This window comes from Nocardia sp. NPDC003183 (assembly GCF_053590715.1).
In genome coordinates this window covers 49097-64176 of sequence record NZ_JBSFTG010000009.1, presented here as the reverse complement: position 1 = coordinate 64176, position 15080 = coordinate 49097, and the positions used below count along the sequence as shown (strand labels likewise).

Sequence of the window (15080 nt, the reverse complement as noted above, 5' to 3'; positions counted from 1 at the left end):
GAACCAAGCCCATCTGGGAGGAACCGCCATGCAGTACCGCACTCTGGGCCGTACCGGCGTTCAGGTCAGCACGCTCGTGCTCGGCGCGATGAACTTCGGCAAGCTGGGAAATTCCACCCAGGACGAGGTCACCGCCATGATCGATGTCGCCATCGACGGCGGCGTCAACCTCATCGACACCGCCGACATGTACGGCCAGGGCGAATCGGAGGAGCTGGTCGGCAAGGCCGTCGCGGGTCGCCGCGACAACCTCGTGCTGGCCACGAAGGCGACGATGCCGATGGGCGAGGAGCGCAATCATCGCGGCGGTTCACGCCGCTGGCTCATGACCGCGCTCGACGACAGCCTGCGCCGACTAGGCGTCGACCACGTCGATCTCTATCAGATCCACCGCTGGGACCCCGAAACCAGCGATGAGGAAACCCTTTCGGCGCTCACGGATCTACAGCGTGCGGGCAAGATCCGCTACTTCGGATCCTCGACATTCCCCGCGTACCGCATCGTGCAGGCGCAGTGGGCGGCCGACGAACGCCACCTGAGCCGCTATGTCACCGAACAGCCCAGCTATTCGATCCTGCAGCGCGGCATCGAAACTCACGTCCTGCCGGTCACCGGGGAATACGGTCTCGGCGTGCTCGCCTGGAGCCCGCTGGCCTCGGGATGGCTCTCGGGCGCCATCCGCGCCGACCGCGAGATATCCACCAGCCGTTCGGCATTCATGCCCGACCGGTTCGACACCACCATCCCGGCCAACCACGCCAAGATGGCCGCCGTCGAGCAACTCGCGGCACTGGCAGACCAGGCGGGCCTGACCCTGATCCAACTCGCCCTGGGTTTCGTCACGGCCCATCCCGCCGTCACCAGCGCCATCATCGGCCCCCGCACCATGAACCACCTGCACGCCCAGCTGGCCGCCGCCGACACCGTCCTGTCGCCCGAGATCCTCGACGCCGTCGATGCCATCGTGGCCCCGGGTACCGACCTCGCCCCCCACGAAAAACACGACACCCCACCATCTCTGCTGGACGCGTCCCTGCGTCGTCGATGAGTCGACGTCAGAAGCTCGTGGCTCGTGCCGGCCGCGCCTCGGACGTGAGTAGATCGCGCCATCGGTTCATCAGCAGCGCGGTGTACTGGTCGGCGGTGATGTCGTAGGCGCCGAGGGCGTAGCCGTCGTTGGTCTCGACGAGCGTCGTTTCCCCGTTGGCCAGTACGCCGAAATCGATGGCGTAGGCAGCGGGGGCGGTTCCGGAACGGTAGTAGGCACTGACCGCTGACTCGACTGTTTCCCTGTTCAGTGGCACGGAGTTGTCACCCTCGTAGTGGTCCACGGCCACGATCTGCCTGCCGATGACATAGACGCGGTATTCCGACACCCAGGTGACGACCTCGGAGCACCAGACGCGCTGGCGCCGACTGGTATTCCCCCATGCGGCGAAATCGTGTTCCGAGTAGCAGACCGAGCCCGTGAAGGCCTTGCGGCGGTCCGCGGGTTTGACGAAAACCGGTGGGGAGGAGCCGCCATCCATCGAGCGCTCGATCTCGCCCAGGGTCGACGCCCACACCTTCCGCCCGAGGAAGCCGCGAAGCACGTCGGGATAGTCGTCGGGTTGCGGTAGCGGGATGCCCAATTGGCGCATCGCGCCGTGCATCGCAGCCATATCCCCGGCGATGAAGATGCCGGGTCCCAACGTCAACTGCCTGCGTTGAATACGCTTCAGGCTGTAGTGGCGGACGGGGACGCCGAGTCTTGCGAGTCCCTCGGTGAGGAGCTTCTCCTCGTGCCGCATCGGACCCGATCCGGCGTACTGCAGATAGGCCACCGTAAAACTCATGCCTTGATGATGCCTGTCGACAGCGTTGCGGATTCAGCAAATGGCTGGGAAATTACCTGTGCGCCAGTCGAAGTCCCCGACGGTCGGATCGGCGTACGGCAGCGGAAGGGGCCGATCGACGATGCTGGTCGGATGGCATCTAGGTGCGCGGGGTGAGGATCACGATCGGGATCGTGCGGTTGCCCGCATGACGTTGGTAGAAGTCGTAGCTCGGGAAGAGCTCGACGAACTTCGGCCACAGCAGTTTTCGTTCCGCGTCGGTGGCTACGCGGGCCCGGACGGGGTGCGACCGGGCGCCGATCTGGATCGTGCTGTCCGGGTTGGCTTTCAGGTTGTGGAACCAGGCGGGGTGGGTTGGTTGGCCGGCTTTGGACGCGGCAAGGGCGATGATGTCGCCGTCGGCGTGGAACATCAAGGGTGAGGTTCGGCGGGTGCCGGTTCTGGCGCCGACGTGGTCGAGCAGCAGGATTCGGGCGTCGGGCCAGGCGGGCATGTGGCCGCCGAGCCTGCCGTTGGTTCGGCGGTACAGGGCCACATGGAGTTTCGTCGATCGGCGGCCCAGGTAGATGCCGCGCTTGTTCATGAATTGAGAGCACGATTCCACCAGTCGTGCCATCGACGACCTCGTGGCGCGATGACCGGTACCGGTCTTGTTCGGATCACTCACTGCCCCTCCAGTGTTCGTTCTACTACGGACGATAGTAGACAAATTCCCGGTCGGCCGAGGGGGAATCGTCAAGCGAGGAGTTCGCGGGCGAGGGTGGCGGTCCACCAGGTTTCGACTCGGTCGGGCGACCAGCCTCGTTCGGTGGTGAGGGTGGTGTAGACGTCGATGGTGCACAGGGCGGCGTAGATGTCGACCGAGGTGGGGAGGTCTTCGCGAAGGGTGCCGGGAGGCCAGGAGGTGAAGACCTCGATGCGGGTTCGGTCGGCGCGGTGACGGGCGTCGACGTAGGTGGTGGCCAGGGCGGGTTCGGTGCGGCCCGCTTCGCGGATCAGGGCGATGACGTCGGCGGCGCGTTCGTAGAGGCGACGGTCGTAGCCGGCCATGGCGGCCAGCTGAGCTCGGGGGTCGCCTGCCGCGGCTTCCAGGGTGTCGAGCATCTGCGGGGCGTCGGCGGAGAGATCGGCGGCATCGACTATTGCCTGGATGAGCCCGGTTTTGTTGCCGTAGGCGGAATAGACGGTGGGAACGGAGACGCCGGCTTCGCGGGCCACGTCGCGGACCGTGGTGGCGGCCCAGCCCTGCTCCACGAACAGCCTGCGGGCGGCCTGGGCGATCTCGATGCTGGTCGCCTGGGCTTGCAGGGTGCGGCGAAGGGAGTCGTAGCGGCGGCGAGGTGAGTCGGTGGCCAAAGGGGGTTCCTCTTTCGTTTTATGGTACCTATATTCAAAATATGATCGATAAATCTAATCTGTCGAGCGGCGCGCGGTTTCAGCGGGTCGCGGGGATCGCCGGTATCGGGTTCGCGCTGGTCATCCTGGGGGCCAATCTGATCTTGGCACCCGCCGGGTTGCCGAAGCCCGGTACCGACTCGCGCACAGCCGTCGCGTTCTTCGTCGACCACCGCGACCTCGTGGCGCTGGCGCTGGCGCCGGTACCGCTGGGCTGGTTCTGTGCCGTGCTGTTCGGTGCCGGTGCACTGGCGGCCCTGCGACCGGCCGAGCGGACGGCGGGGACCGGGTGGTCGCTGGTCGGCTTCGCCGGATTGCTGTTGCAGAACGCGACTTTCACAGTGATCGTCGGAATTCGTTATGCCCTCGGCGCTTCGAGCGGGGAAGGCGGCGCACTGTGGGCGCTGCACGATGCCCTGCTCGCGCTGAACGGCACCTTCCTCGCGACGGCACTGGTCGGACTGACGGTCGCGGGCCGGCTCGGCGGGCTCGTCAAGCCATGGCATGCGACCATCGGATTCCTCGCCGCCGCACTGCAATTCACCGCGGCGACCCTCACGCCCCTGATCATCGACCACGACGGCCCGCTCGGTCTCATCGGCCTGTCCGGCTGGCTGCTGTGGTCGGCCTGGTTCATCGCCTACGGCGTAGCGCTCCTGCGCACAGCCGCAGCCCGATGACTTATGTCATGGCTTGACCATGTGAATCCCATCGGGGATCGGTGACTGCGCTTACTACTGGCGACGCCCCGCGTCGACCACCGTAGAAGGCATGAGAAACACAGACGTCATCACCGCGCGCGGGCTGCGCCGAACCTACGGCCGCGGCGACGACGCGTTCGAAGCCGTCAAAGGCGTGGACCTGGAGGTGCACGAAGGGCAGGTGTTCGCCCTGCTCGGAACCAACGGCGCGGGAAAGACTTCCACCCTCGACATGCTGGAGGGGCTCATCGCCCCCTCGGCAGGCGAGGTCGAAGTCTTCGGCCTCGACCCGCTCCGGCACCGCGACCAGGTCCGTCCGCGGGTCGGCATCATGTTGCAGTCGGGCGGGTTGCCCGCCGAGCTGACCGTCGGCGAGACGCTCGACATGTGGCGTGGAACGTGCACCGCGCCGACCACCGCCGAGGCAGTCTTGGCGCAGGTGGGCCTGACCGACCGATCCGGGGTGCGGGTCGGCTCACTGTCGGGTGGTGAGCAGCGCCGCGTCGACCTGGCCTGCGCCCTGCTCGGGCAGCCGCGCCTGCTGTTCCTCGACGAACCGACCACCGGCCTCGATCCGGAAAGCCGGCGTGGGACATGGCAATTGCTCGCCGACCTCAAAGCGTCGGGGGTGACGATGGTCCTCACCACGCACTACCTGGACGAGGCCGAAGCGCTCGCCGATCAGATCGCGATCATGCACAAGGGCGCGATCGCCCGCAGGGGCACGCTGCGCGACATCGTCGACGACCATCCGGCGCGGATCGCCTTCGATCATCCCGGCCTGCCCGTGCCGCAGTTCCGCGGCGCCCGCGTCGACTCGCGAGCGCGAGTCACCATCAGCACCAACGACTTACAAGGCCACCTGTTCGAACTGCTCGGCTGGGCCGGCGAAGCAGGTGTGCGCCTGACCGGACTCGAAGCGCGCGCCGCATCCCTGGAATCGGTCTTTCTCGATATCGCCGAGGCAACCACTCCCACCCTGATCGGAGCACGATGACCACCACCCTGCCCGCCGGCGGATTTCGCCGTCGACCACTCGCCGCGCTCGCCACAGCGGAGTGGCTGCAGTTCCGGCGCAACAAGACTCTCGTCTACATGGCGACGGTCTTCCCGATCGGAATTCCGTTGGCCACCTACTTCATCGCCCGCAAAGACGCCGAGCCCACAGCGGCGATGGCGGCGGTGACCTTCGAATTGCTGGCACTGCTCGCCCTGCTGTTCGTGCAGTACTACTCGGTGCTGTCGATGGTGACCACCCGCCGTAGCGAAGGCGTCCTGAAACGATTGCGCACGGGCGAGGCCGCCGACTGGCAGATCCAGCTCGCTCCGGCCATCCCAGGTGCCATCATGACGCTCGCGTGCACCGCCGTCATCGCCGTGGTGGTCTACGCCACCGGCGTCCCCGCGCCCGTCAACCCACTGGCGATCGTGGTAGCACTCGTCGGCGGAACAGTGCTGTTCTCGCTGCTCGCCCTGGCCACCAGCGCGTACACCAAGAACGCCGAGGCCGCGCAGATCACCTCGCTGCCGGTGATGATCATCGCGATGCTCGGCATGTCCTCGATCCGCGGCGTACTGCCCGATCGGCTGGCGCAACTGGCCGACTGGACCCCCTTCGCCGCCGTCTCCGACCTCCTCTCCCTCGGCACGTCGGGCACGCTGTCGGCGTTCGCCGAATCCGACGCCGCGCTCGGCTTCGCCGATACCGTCACCGAATCCGGCCGGCCGTTTGCGACACTGGCGTTATGGACCGTGCTGGCGCTCGTGCTGACCCGCAAGAGCTTCCGCTGGGACGACCGCGGGTGATGCGCGCGACCGCCTGGTGGCACGAGCTGTCGGGAGCCGCCAAGTTCCGGCTCTACACCCGGCTCTCGTTCCAGGCGGTGATCGCCGTGCTCGTCGTCGTGCTGGCGATCAGTGCCGAGTCGGTGCCATCGGTGCTCGGGATCGTCGCCGGTGGCATCGCGGCCGGGTTCGCGTTGGAGGCACAACCCGCGTTCGCCACCGTTCCCGGTGTGGTGGCGCGGCCGCGGATGTTGCCCGTCGCCATCGTGATGCTGGTCGCGCTGTGGGCGATCAGCGGGATCGTCGCCCGCCTGGCCACCGACGAGGCGACGGTCCTCAGCGCGCGCACGGTGGGCGTGTCCGCGGTGTTCATGGCGATCTTCTCCGTCATCCCGTTCACTCGCCACAAGTGGTGGATTCTGGTCGTTCTCAGCGTGGCCACTCCGCTGGTGGTCTTCGGTACGCCACTGGGCGCGGGCCTGCAGGGTGCGGCGGCTTTCCTGTTCACCGGGGTCTTCGCGATCGTGTTGACCCGGCTCACCGTGTGGGGGCTGGGCATCATCGACGAGTTGGAGCGAACCAAAGGTGTCGAGGCGCAACTGCAGGTCGCCGAGGAACGGTTGCGCTTCTCGCGCGACCTCCACGATGTCGTCGGACGCGGCTTCTCGGCCATCGCGGTGAAAAGCGAACTGGCGGCGGCACTGTCACGGGCAGGCGACCTCGATCGAGCGACCGCGGAAATGGACGAGGTCAGAACACTGGCGGTCGAATCGATGGGGCAGATGCGCACCCTGGTGCGCGGCTACCGCAATATCGACCTGCGCGGGGAAGTGGCCGGGGCGCGATCACTGCTGTCGGCGGCGGGATGCGCACTCGTCGTGGAGGGTGACGCGGCCAAGGTGCCCGCGACATTTCATGAAGTCGCGGCCTGGGTGGTCCGGGAAGGCACAACCAATATCGTCGAACACTCGGCCGCGACCACCGCGACCCTCGCACTCGGCGGGTCCGGCATGTCACTGCGCAACGACCGCCCGCAGGGCGCGATCGGTGAACGATCCGGGCTGCGCGGCCTCGGCGAACGACTCGCCGCTGTCGGCGCGACCCTCGACATCGCCACCTCCGGCGACGAATTCGCCCTCGAAATCCATTGGGAGAAGCAGTGATTCCCGTATTCCTCGCCGACGACGAGACCCTCATCCGCGCTGCCATGGCGACGATGCTCGGCCTGGAGCCCGATCTCGAGGTCGTGGCCCACGTCGGCTCCGGTGCGGAACTCGTCGCCGCGTGGCGCCGCAGGGCCGAGGACGGCGAGCCGGGCGCCGTCGCGGTCATCGATCTGCAGATGCCGGGCATCGATGGCATCGACACCGCCGTCGAACTGCTCCGGATCACCCCTGGTGCCGGCACTTTGATCGTCACCAGCCATGGCAGGCCCGGGTATCTCAAGCGCGCACTCGCGGCCGGTGTGCGCGGATTCCTGCCCAAGACGACCTCCGCGGCGACGCTGGCCGAGGTGATCCGGTCGGTGCACAACGGTGGCCGATACGTCGATCCCGAGCTCGCGGCCGAAGCCATCAGCGCGGGCGACACCGTCCTCACCGCCCGCGAGGCCGACGTCCTCGAATTCGCCGCCGACGGCGCCTCCGTGGAGGACATCGCCAAACGCGCACACCTGTCCCCGGGTACCACCCGCAACTATCTGTCTTCGGCGATGACCAAGCTCGGGGTGTCCAATCGCTACGAAGCCGCCCTCAAAGCACGCGAGAAGGGCTGGATCTAGCCCGTATTCGCCTAGGGTGTGGGGCGTTACGGTGCGATGAGAGGGATGGCGATGGCTGCTGCGCTGGTCAAAGGACAGAACGCGGGCTTGGCTTCGGGGGAGGTGGTGCTGTCGGTGCGCGGCGGCGTGGCCGCCGACCTCTCGGCACTGCTGGTGACCGACGCGGGGAAGGTGCGTTCGGACGCGGATTTCGTCTTCTTCAATCAGCCGCAGGCGCCGGGTGTTCGGCTCCAGGGTGCCGCGCTCGAGGTGTCACTCGGTGCCGTGCCGGTCGAGATCGCGCAGATTCGCGCCGTGATCACTGTCGCGGCAGAAGGGGATACGTTCGGCGGCGCCACGTCGCCGGTGGCTTCGGTCGCCGACAGTGCGGGAAATGTGCTGCACGAGTATGTGATCGACGGACTCGATCGCGAGTCGGTGGTGATCGCGCTCGAGCTGTATCGCCGGGGTGACCAGTGGAAAGTCCGTGCCGTCGGACAGGGCTACGCCGGCGGATTCGCCGACCTGGTCACCGATCACGGGGTGAGCGTCGACGACGAGCCGGAAGTGGTCGCGGAAGTTCGGACGGTTCCCGGCGAGGCGGCGCTGTCGTTCGACAAGCGCCAGAAGCTGGACATGCGCAAGCGCGAAGTCGCGAAGGTGCTGATCGACAAGAGCGCGTTCGGAGCCAGGGCGCGGGTGGTGCTGGTGATCGACAAGACCGGCAGCATGGAGAAGATGTATCGCGCCGGCACGGTGCATCGGGTCGTCGAGCGCATGATCCCAGTCGCCACGCAACTCGATGACGACGGCGTGCTCGAGGCCTACCTCTACGCGCTCAGCTACGTGAAACTGCCCGATATCACCGTCGAGGGCGGGGAGCAGTGGGCGCACACCTACCTCCATCTCAAGGGCACGCACCAGGGCGTCGACTACAACGCCATCGGCGGCCGCAACGACGAACTACCGATCATGCGCGCGGTCATCGACACCCTCACCGAGCCCACCCTCGTCCTGTTCTTCACCGACGGTGGCTTCGCGAAGAAGCGTGAGATCGCGGCGCTGATGCGCGAGGCCGCCCACCTGCCCGCCTTCTGGCAGTTCATCGGCCTCGGCACAGCCAACTTCGGTGTCCTGCGCACCCTCGACGAACTCGACGGCCGCGTCGTGGACAACGCGGGCTTCTTCGCCCTCGACGACATCGACCGGATCAGCGACGCGGAGCTGTACGGCAGGCTGCTCGGTGAGTTCCCCGACTGGCTGCGCGCCGCGCGGGCCGCGGGGATCCTTCGCTGACAGTCGTCCATCGGCGGGGATGCTCGTCACCGGTGGCCGGAAAACAGGTTGTCTCCGCAGGTGGGGATCGTTAGCGTGTCTACCGTTTGCAGTTCGCAGACTGGAAGGATAAACGCATGGAACCCATTACCGAACGCGACATCAGGTCGTCGTTCGTCAACTGTTCGAAGGGCGACGCCAAGCGCTTGAATGTGCCGCGTGACCTGGGTGAACGCCCCTGGGAGGATCTCGACTTCCTCGGCTGGACCGACCCCTCGTACGCGGGGCGCTGTTATATCTCGGTGCCGCGGGCGGACGGGCTGGTCAGCGTCGCGTTGCGGCACGAGACCGGCGGGTCGGGCAAGACGCAGATGTGCACGATCTGCCTCACCACGCACTCCGGCGGCGGCGTTTCGCTGATGACCGCGAGCAAGACGGGCGAGTCGGGGCGTAAAGGCAACACGGTCGGTAGCTACATGTGCACCGATCTGGCCTGCTCGCTGTATGCGCGCAACAAGAAGCGGCCGTCGATGGGCAGCCGGTATCGCGAGGATCTGACGCCGGAGGAGAAGGCCCACCGCGTGGTGGAAAACCTGAACGCCTTCGTGGACCGGCTCTACACGTAGCCGACCCGACCCGCCGAACGACAGGAGGTAGATGCCGTGCGCCGACACTCGACAATCCGGTAAGCCCGAGTTCTGTTGAACCCCAACAGAACTCGGGTCGGTGTGTTCCTAGCCGGTCGAGTCGGCCCGGGCTGATCCCGGACCGTCCCGAGCGGAGCAGGAACCTAGAGCATCGCGTTCATGATGGTGCCCGCGCTGGTGGCGACGACGCCGCCGATCATCGCGCCCGCGACCATCTTCGGCGACTCCATAGAGCTGCCTGTCCACTTCTCCCAGGCGAACTTTCCGCCCGCGACAGTGATGGCGATGATGCCGGACAACAAGATGAACCAGGTCAGGTACCTGACCAGCTGCATGATCTTGTCCGCCAGTGGCGGTGCTTCGGGGGTCGGATTGCCGATCTGCGCCAAGGTATCGGTGACGGCGGCCAGGAGCATGGGGTCTCACTCGGTATCTCGGAGGAACGGGACGACGATGAACTCTGCACTGATGGTATCCGGTCATGTGTCACCGTGTCGGCGCCCATCTCGATCGAACCGATCGGTTTTGTTGGTGTGCGGGGGGTTCGCGCCCGTATCCTGGACCACGATCGAATACGGCAGGGCTGGAACGCAGTTCGCGTCACGCGATAGGGGAGCAGGCTATGAGCATCATTCTGACGTCGATGGCCGACACCATCACCACGTACGCGCAGATCGGCAACCCGTCGCCGGAAGCGCCTCCGCTGTCGGACAAGATCATGAAAATGGTTCAGTACCTGACCTGGTTCATGATCCTGTCGGGTGTGCTCGCCATCACCGTCGCCGGCGGAAAGTTCGCCTGGGAGAAGTGGACCGGTAGCTCCATGGAGTCGCCGAAGATGATCGCGGGCGCGATGATCGGCGGCGTCGTCGCCACCAGCGGCGGCACCATCATGAACGCGATTCTCGGTTAGATCCGCGCGCCCTTGGCGCGATTGCAGGCCCGGCACAGGATCTGCAGGTTCGTCACGCTCGTCGCACCACCGCGGCTGAGCGGGATGATGTGGTCGAACTCCAGGTAGTGGCCGTCGCCGCACTCGACGCACGCGCCGCCGTCGCGCTGCCACACCTGGGCTTTCACGTCCTGGGGGATGCTGCGGCTGTCGAGCTGTCCCGGCGTCAGGACCAGGCGTTTCGATACGCGCAGTGCACCTTCCAACGCTGCCGCCACATAGTCGGGGTCGGTGACGCCGAAGGTAGCGCCGCCGCGCGCCGAGGTTGCCGCGAGCACGACGGTGCCGTGCTCGGGATGCACCGACACCACCCGGTTCCACGGCAGCTCGATGCCGGTGCCGTCGCCGACGAAACGCAGCTTCTTGGAACTGCCGATCAGGCGGCCCTCGGTATTGCGTGGGCCGCGCGCGAGCATGCGGATGTGGACGGCGGGCAGATCGAGGTGCACGCGTTCGTCGGGATCCAGATGCAGACCGGGGGTGTTGACGGTGGGCAGTTCGCCGGCGCGCAAGCGGGACAGGGTGCGGCCGCGATGCATTCGGCGACGCAGATCGTCGACGATGCCGCCCGACAGCGCCAACTCGCTGACCACGTGTTCGAAAGCGTCCAGTTCCTCGGCGAACACCTCACCGTCGGCGAAGGCGAAGGCGACCATCCGCTCGACCTGGGTCAGACCCGCCTCGCGCAGCAGTGTTCGGCCGCGCTCCTCGTCGATGCGCTGGAAGCGCAGAGCGGCCCACACCTCGGTCCATTCCACCGACATCGTGCCGGGACCCGCGAGGACGCGCCTGGCTCGGTTGCGCCAGTGCGTGAGGAACTCCTCGATTTCGGCGGCACAGTTCTTGCACGGTCCGTGGCCACCGAACAGCTTGCGCCGCAGTGGGCTACCACAGCGGGTACAGCGGGTGCGGTGATCGTGGATGTGCGGGCGGACGCTCGAGGTCCACTCGTCGCCGTCCCACCAGCGGAGTTGATCGGGGGTTTTCGGGTCGGGGTGCCAGTCGGCGATCTCCGGGTCGACTGGTGGCGGGGGCGGCACGTCGATGACCCGGCGGGACAGGGCCGGTGGGCGCGTCGACGCCGGTCCGTCGTATCGCGCTGCGGCTGGATTCGCAGACTCGGGGGACGAGCGGTTCGCCCGGTGGTCGGCGCCGGGCAGATCGGCAGTAGACGTCGACGCGTCGTGCCGTGACGGCACACTCGCGAATCGTGCGCGATCGGCGGAGCGCGCGGCGTCGGCGGCTGCCCCATGCGGTCGCGCGGGCACCCGCGAGCTGTCGTCGGGAGTGATGCTGGGACGTCCGGTGGTGGGCTCGTCGACCGTGACCCCGAATTCACCGGCGAGTCCGGCCAGCCCGCCCGACCAACCCTGGCCGATCGCACGGAACCGCCACTGGCCGTCGCGGCGGTAGAACTCGCCGAACATCATCGCCTGGACGTCTTCGATACCGTCGATGGTGAACTGGGCGACCGGGCCGTCGGCGGCGTGCACGGTCAGCGTGAGGTCGAGGAGTTGGTCGAAGGTGGCGTCGTCGAGGGACGCGCTGATGACGATGCGCGCCACCTCGGGTTCGGTGCGAGGCAGTGAGATGCTCAGTCGCGCGGTGCCGGGGGCGGGCTCCTGGTCGAGGGTCACCGCCTGGGAGGCGTGCCGGGGTGCGTTGAAAAAGACGAAATCCCGGTCGGCGCGGACCAGGCCCGATTCAGTGACCAGCAGGGCGTGCGCGTCTACGGTATGCGCCGACCGCCATGAAACGACCACGGCGAGAAGCGATGTCGGTACCGGCGCGTGCGCACCCTTGCGTAGTTCCATGGTGCTCGCATGATGTCATGAGGGTCCGACAGGGTTTTTTTGAGCGCTGGCGCGCTCGAGTTCGCGGCCCCGCCGGTCCCGCTGTTCAGGTGCCGTTGCTTGCTCCTTCGTCGCCTACGCAACGGCACCTGAACAGCGGGACGGCCGCGAACCGCCGCTGCGCGGCGGACCCTCCTCGAGGTCGGGTCGTGCGGGGCTGGGAGTGTTCGGTCGCCGGACACGGAGGTGAGCGAGGGTGCGGTTCCCTGCGTAGGCGGCGTGGTTGCGGCACAGTGGTGTCATGACGAACCCGAGGAAGCGGGGGCGCGCGGAGGAACCTGCTCCGGCGCAGGCGCGGAAGGTGCCGGGGGCGGAACTGCTGTCGGCGGCTCAGGCGGCGGTGGGGGCGGCGCAGACTGCGGCGGGACAGGCTATCGATGCTGCTCAGCAGACTGCGGGGTACGCCTTCGATGCGGCGGTTCGGTTGCCGCCCGCGTCGGCGCAGCTGGCCGCGCAGTTGCCGGATCTGGTGGAGAACCTGTCGATCGCGGTCGATCGGCTCAACAGCACGATCGATCGGCTCGATCGGACGTTGGCGCTGGCCGATCCGGTGTTCGCGACCTATGACCGGCTGCTGCCGCGGCTCGAGGCGATGATCTCCCTGGGCGAGGACGTGTTCGGCGCGGTGGCGAAGCTGCCCGGTGTCGGATTGCTCGGGCGGATCACGGGGCGTGGGGGCGAGGAACCCGCACCGGAACCGGAGCCGGACAAGCGCGGCCGTCGGCGGCGCTGATTCCTCGAACGCCGTCCGCTCCGGCGGCGAGGTGGCCCGACCGGTGTTGCCGCGTGCGCGTCGAACTCACCTTTCGGGAGTCAGCGCCCGGAATGTCGCCGCCGCCTTGAGTACCATCTCCGCGTACTCGTCCTCGGGATCGGAATCGAGGACGATCGCGCCGCCCGCGCCGATCCGCCACTCGTCGTCGTAGCGGACGGCCGTGCGGATGACGATGTTGAGGTCGGCGGTGCCGTTCAGGCCGAGGAAACCGATGGTGCCCGAATAGATGCCGCGCGCTTGGGTTTCCAGTTCGTCGAGGATTTCCATGGTCCGCAGCTTCGGCGCGCCGGTCATCGAACCGCCGGGGAAGCAGGCACGCAGGCAGTCGATCACCCCGGCGTCGGGGAGCAGCGTGCCACGCACGGTCGACACCAATTGGTGCAGGGTGGAGTAGGTTTCGGTGTCCATCAGCTTCGGGACGTGCACCGAACCCACTTCGCAGACGCGGCCGAGGTCGTTGCGCAGCAGATCGACGATCATCAGGTTCTCGGCCCGGGTCTTCGGGTCGTCGGCCAGTGCGCGACGCAGGCGCTCGTCCTCGTCGGCGGTCCGTCCGCGCGGGGCGGTGCCCTTGATCGGCTTGCTCTCGACCACCCGATCCCGGTCGATCTTCAGGAACCGTTCCGGCGAGGAACACGCCACGTCCAGACCGTCGAAGCGCAGGTAGGCGGCGTACGGTGCCGGATTGCAGCGGCGTAGGCGCCGGTAGAAGGCGAATCCGTCCCCGGGCGCCGCGGCGACGGCGACCGCGTCGGTCAGGCAGATCTCGTAGGACTCGCCCGCGTGCAGCCGGTCCTGACACACCGCGATGTCGGCGAGGTAGCGGTCGCGGCCACGCACCAGATGCGCCTGCACGGCGCCGGGATCGGCGGCCACGGGCAGGTCGGCGGGATTGACCCAGGTGGGGAGATCGTCGAGGGAGTCGGAAGTCTCGCGCAGCCACTGCTCGGCGCCGCTCTCGGTGGCGGGTTCGCACAGGGCGAGCAGGTGGGTTCGCCCGGCCTCGTGGTCGACGACGATCAGCCGGTCGGCGAAGATCCACTGGGCATCGGGGGTGGGGGAGCGGTGCGCGATGTTCGCACCACAGTCGGCCTTCACCTCGTAACCGAGATAGCCGACGTAGCCGCCCGCGAAATCGAAAGGCAGCGGCGGAGTTTCGCAGTGCCGAGCCCGGAGTTCGCGATCGAGATAGTCCAGGACCGTGCCCGCGACGGTACGGGTGCCTTCGATGTCCGTCACGGTGACGCGGGCGTCGCCGACCCGATAGCCGACGATTTCGGCATGCGGCCCGCTCGCGTCGCCGAGGAAGGAGAACCGGTCCAGGCCGGGTTCGACGTGCTCGCTGTCGAGCCAGAACGCGTTCGGAGCATCGGCGCAACGGCGCAGGAAGATCGCTTCGGTGTCGATCGCGCGTTCGATCACCTTGTGCTGCAGGCTGAATGAGCGTTCATGGGAAACGGGCGCCACGACACTGGGTCCGCGCACGACCACCGGTGCGGCTACCCGTGTGCGCGCTTTGGTGAGATCGGCGAAGTTGCGCAGCAGCGCGGCGCCGAATTCGCTCGACACCGACTCGGGGTGGAACTGCACACCCCACTGTGGCCGCTCGCGATGGCGCACCCCCATGATCACCCCATCGCTGGTCGACGCGGTCACCTCGAGCGAGGCGGGCAGCGGCTCCCGCGCCGCGAGCGAGTGGTAGCGCACCACGGTGAAGCCCTGCGGCAGACCGGCGAACAGATCCCGATCGTCGTGGGTCACCCGATCGAGGAAACCGTGCCTGGCCTGTGGCGCGCGCTCCACCGTTCCGCCCGCGCCGAGCACGATTCCCTGATGGCCCAGGCATACGCCCAGCAGCGGCAGATCGGTCTGCGCGATCAGCGCTGTCGACGCCCCCATGTCGCGGGCGCGGTCCGGGCGGCCGGGTCCGGGCGAGATCACCACATTGTCGAACTGATCGAGGTCGAGGGAGCTGTCGGCCTCGTCGTTGCGCACGACGGTCGGCTCGCTCCCGTTGACCTCGCTGATCAGCTGATAGAGGTTGTAGGTGAACGAGTCGTAGTTGTCGATCAAGAGCGTGCGCATCGTGGCAGAAACATTACG

Annotated in this window: 16 protein-coding genes; 10 read left to right on the top strand and 6 right to left on the bottom strand. The window is 67.3% G+C overall.

Annotated elements, in window-relative coordinates:
* Positions 1-28 precede the first annotated feature (28 nt).
* Positions 29-1048 (top strand): aldo/keto reductase, encoded by a 1020-nt coding sequence (locus tag ACWDXS_RS23960; protein WP_449968812.1) that lies wholly within the window; start codon positions 29-31, stop codon positions 1046-1048.
* A gap of 7 nt (positions 1049-1055) precedes the next feature.
* On the opposite strand, the gene ACWDXS_RS23955 is transcribed toward ACWDXS_RS23960, so the two are convergent.
* From ACWDXS_RS23955 to ACWDXS_RS23945, 3 genes are all read right to left on the bottom strand, one after another.
* The gene (locus tag ACWDXS_RS23955) at positions 1056-1835 is read right to left on the bottom strand and encodes an ATP-grasp domain-containing protein (protein WP_449968809.1); all 780 of its coding nucleotides are present in this window, start codon (positions 1833-1835) and stop codon (positions 1056-1058) included.
* Positions 1836-1974: 139 nt separating this feature from the next.
* Positions 1975-2502 carry a nitroreductase family deazaflavin-dependent oxidoreductase gene (locus ACWDXS_RS23950; protein ID WP_449968806.1) on the bottom strand — a complete coding sequence of 176 codons (528 nt, stop codon included), beginning with the start codon at positions 2500-2502 and terminating at the stop codon, positions 1975-1977.
* A 68-nt stretch (positions 2503-2570) separates the two neighbouring features.
* Positions 2571-3191 carry a TetR/AcrR family transcriptional regulator gene (locus ACWDXS_RS23945; RefSeq protein WP_378994020.1) on the bottom strand — a complete coding sequence of 207 codons (621 nt, stop codon included), beginning with the start codon at positions 3189-3191 and terminating at the stop codon, positions 2571-2573.
* Positions 3192-3232: 41 nt separating this feature from the next.
* On the opposite strand from ACWDXS_RS23945, the gene ACWDXS_RS23940 reads away from it, so the two are divergent.
* From ACWDXS_RS23940 to ACWDXS_RS23910, 7 genes are all read left to right on the top strand, one after another.
* Positions 3233-3910, top strand: a complete 678-nt coding sequence (locus ACWDXS_RS23940; RefSeq protein ID WP_378994022.1) for a hypothetical protein — start codon at positions 3233-3235, stop codon at positions 3908-3910.
* A gap of 91 nt (positions 3911-4001) precedes the next feature.
* Complete coding sequence (locus tag ACWDXS_RS23935; RefSeq protein WP_449968802.1) at positions 4002-4928, top strand: ABC transporter ATP-binding protein; 927 nt, start codon at positions 4002-4004, stop codon at positions 4926-4928.
* Positions 4925-5737 (top strand): ABC transporter permease, encoded by an 813-nt coding sequence (locus ACWDXS_RS23930; protein ID WP_449968799.1) that lies wholly within the window; start codon positions 4925-4927, stop codon positions 5735-5737. The genes ACWDXS_RS23935 and ACWDXS_RS23930 overlap by 4 nt, the downstream gene beginning before the upstream one ends.
* Positions 5737-6879: a sensor histidine kinase gene (locus ACWDXS_RS23925; protein ID WP_387447920.1), complete on the top strand. Its 1143-nt coding sequence runs from the start codon at positions 5737-5739 to the stop codon at positions 6877-6879. Before ACWDXS_RS23930 ends, ACWDXS_RS23925 begins: the two co-directional genes overlap by 1 nt.
* Positions 6876-7496 carry a response regulator gene (locus ACWDXS_RS23920; protein WP_378637725.1) on the top strand — a complete coding sequence of 207 codons (621 nt, stop codon included), beginning with the start codon at positions 6876-6878 and terminating at the stop codon, positions 7494-7496. Before ACWDXS_RS23925 ends, ACWDXS_RS23920 begins: the two co-directional genes overlap by 4 nt.
* Positions 7497-7547: 51 nt before the next feature.
* A complete protein-coding gene (locus ACWDXS_RS23915; protein ID WP_449969154.1) occupies positions 7548-8771 on the top strand; it encodes a vWA domain-containing protein in 1224 nt (407 codons plus the stop codon).
* Positions 8772-8887: 116 nt separating this feature from the next.
* A complete protein-coding gene (locus ACWDXS_RS23910) occupies positions 8888-9376 on the top strand; it encodes an FBP domain-containing protein (protein WP_387447926.1) in 489 nt (162 codons plus the stop codon).
* Positions 9377-9540: 164 nt separating this feature from the next.
* Here ACWDXS_RS23910 and ACWDXS_RS23905 read toward each other — a convergent pair whose 3' ends face one another.
* The gene (locus ACWDXS_RS23905) at positions 9541-9813 is read right to left on the bottom strand and encodes a hypothetical protein (RefSeq protein ID WP_101469239.1); all 273 of its coding nucleotides are present in this window, start codon (positions 9811-9813) and stop codon (positions 9541-9543) included.
* 206 nt (positions 9814-10019) lie between these two features.
* On the opposite strand from ACWDXS_RS23905, the gene ACWDXS_RS23900 reads away from it, so the two are divergent.
* Positions 10020-10310, top strand: coding sequence for a hypothetical protein (locus ACWDXS_RS23900; RefSeq protein ID WP_378994033.1), 291 nt, complete (start codon positions 10020-10022; stop codon positions 10308-10310).
* On the opposite strand, the gene ACWDXS_RS23895 is transcribed toward ACWDXS_RS23900, so the two are convergent.
* On the bottom strand, positions 10307-12163 hold the full coding sequence (locus ACWDXS_RS23895; RefSeq protein WP_449968792.1) for a TerD family protein: 1857 nt from the start codon (positions 12161-12163) through the stop codon (positions 10307-10309). The genes ACWDXS_RS23900 and ACWDXS_RS23895 overlap by 4 nt on opposite strands.
* A 280-nt stretch (positions 12164-12443) precedes the next feature.
* Between ACWDXS_RS23895 and ACWDXS_RS23890 the strand changes: the two genes are divergently transcribed.
* The gene (locus tag ACWDXS_RS23890) at positions 12444-12935 is read left to right on the top strand and encodes a hypothetical protein (RefSeq protein ID WP_378996359.1); all 492 of its coding nucleotides are present in this window, start codon (positions 12444-12446) and stop codon (positions 12933-12935) included.
* Between the two features lie 66 nt (positions 12936-13001).
* Here the strand turns inward: ACWDXS_RS23890 and pabB are convergent, their stop codons facing one another.
* A complete protein-coding gene (gene pabB, locus ACWDXS_RS23885) occupies positions 13002-15062 on the bottom strand; it encodes an aminodeoxychorismate synthase component I (RefSeq protein ID WP_449968789.1) in 2061 nt (686 codons plus the stop codon).
* Between the last annotated feature and the right edge of the window lie 18 nt (positions 15063-15080).

Bases quoted from the DNA above. Each gene is read 5' to 3' on its own strand.
- ACWDXS_RS23890 (WP_378996359.1), top strand. From the start codon at position 12,444: ATGACGAACCCGAGGAAGCGGGGGCGCGCGGAGGAACCTGCTCCGGCG.
- ACWDXS_RS23955 (WP_449968809.1), bottom strand. From the start codon at position 1,835: ATGAGTTTTACGGTGGCCTATCTGCAGTACGCCGGATCGGGTCCGATG.
- ACWDXS_RS23905 (WP_101469239.1), bottom strand. From the start codon at position 9,813: ATGCTCCTGGCCGCCGTCACCGATACCTTGGCGCAGATCGGCAATCCG.
- ACWDXS_RS23935 (WP_449968802.1), top strand. From the start codon at position 4,002: ATGAGAAACACAGACGTCATCACCGCGCGCGGGCTGCGCCGAACCTAC.
- pabB (WP_449968789.1), bottom strand. From the start codon at position 15,062: ATGCGCACGCTCTTGATCGACAACTACGACTCGTTCACCTACAACCTC.
- ACWDXS_RS23940 (WP_378994022.1), top strand. From the start codon at position 3,233: ATGATCGATAAATCTAATCTGTCGAGCGGCGCGCGGTTTCAGCGGGTC.
- ACWDXS_RS23960 (WP_449968812.1), top strand. From the start codon at position 29: ATGCAGTACCGCACTCTGGGCCGTACCGGCGTTCAGGTCAGCACGCTC.
- ACWDXS_RS23900 (WP_378994033.1), top strand. From the start codon at position 10,020: ATGAGCATCATTCTGACGTCGATGGCCGACACCATCACCACGTACGCG.
- ACWDXS_RS23895 (WP_449968792.1), bottom strand. From the start codon at position 12,163: ATGGAACTACGCAAGGGTGCGCACGCGCCGGTACCGACATCGCTTCTC.
- ACWDXS_RS23915 (WP_449969154.1), top strand. From the start codon at position 7,548: ATGGCTGCTGCGCTGGTCAAAGGACAGAACGCGGGCTTGGCTTCGGGG.
- ACWDXS_RS23930 (WP_449968799.1), top strand. From the start codon at position 4,925: ATGACCACCACCCTGCCCGCCGGCGGATTTCGCCGTCGACCACTCGCC.
- ACWDXS_RS23925 (WP_387447920.1), top strand. From the start codon at position 5,737: ATGCGCGCGACCGCCTGGTGGCACGAGCTGTCGGGAGCCGCCAAGTTC.
- ACWDXS_RS23910 (WP_387447926.1), top strand. From the start codon at position 8,888: ATGGAACCCATTACCGAACGCGACATCAGGTCGTCGTTCGTCAACTGT.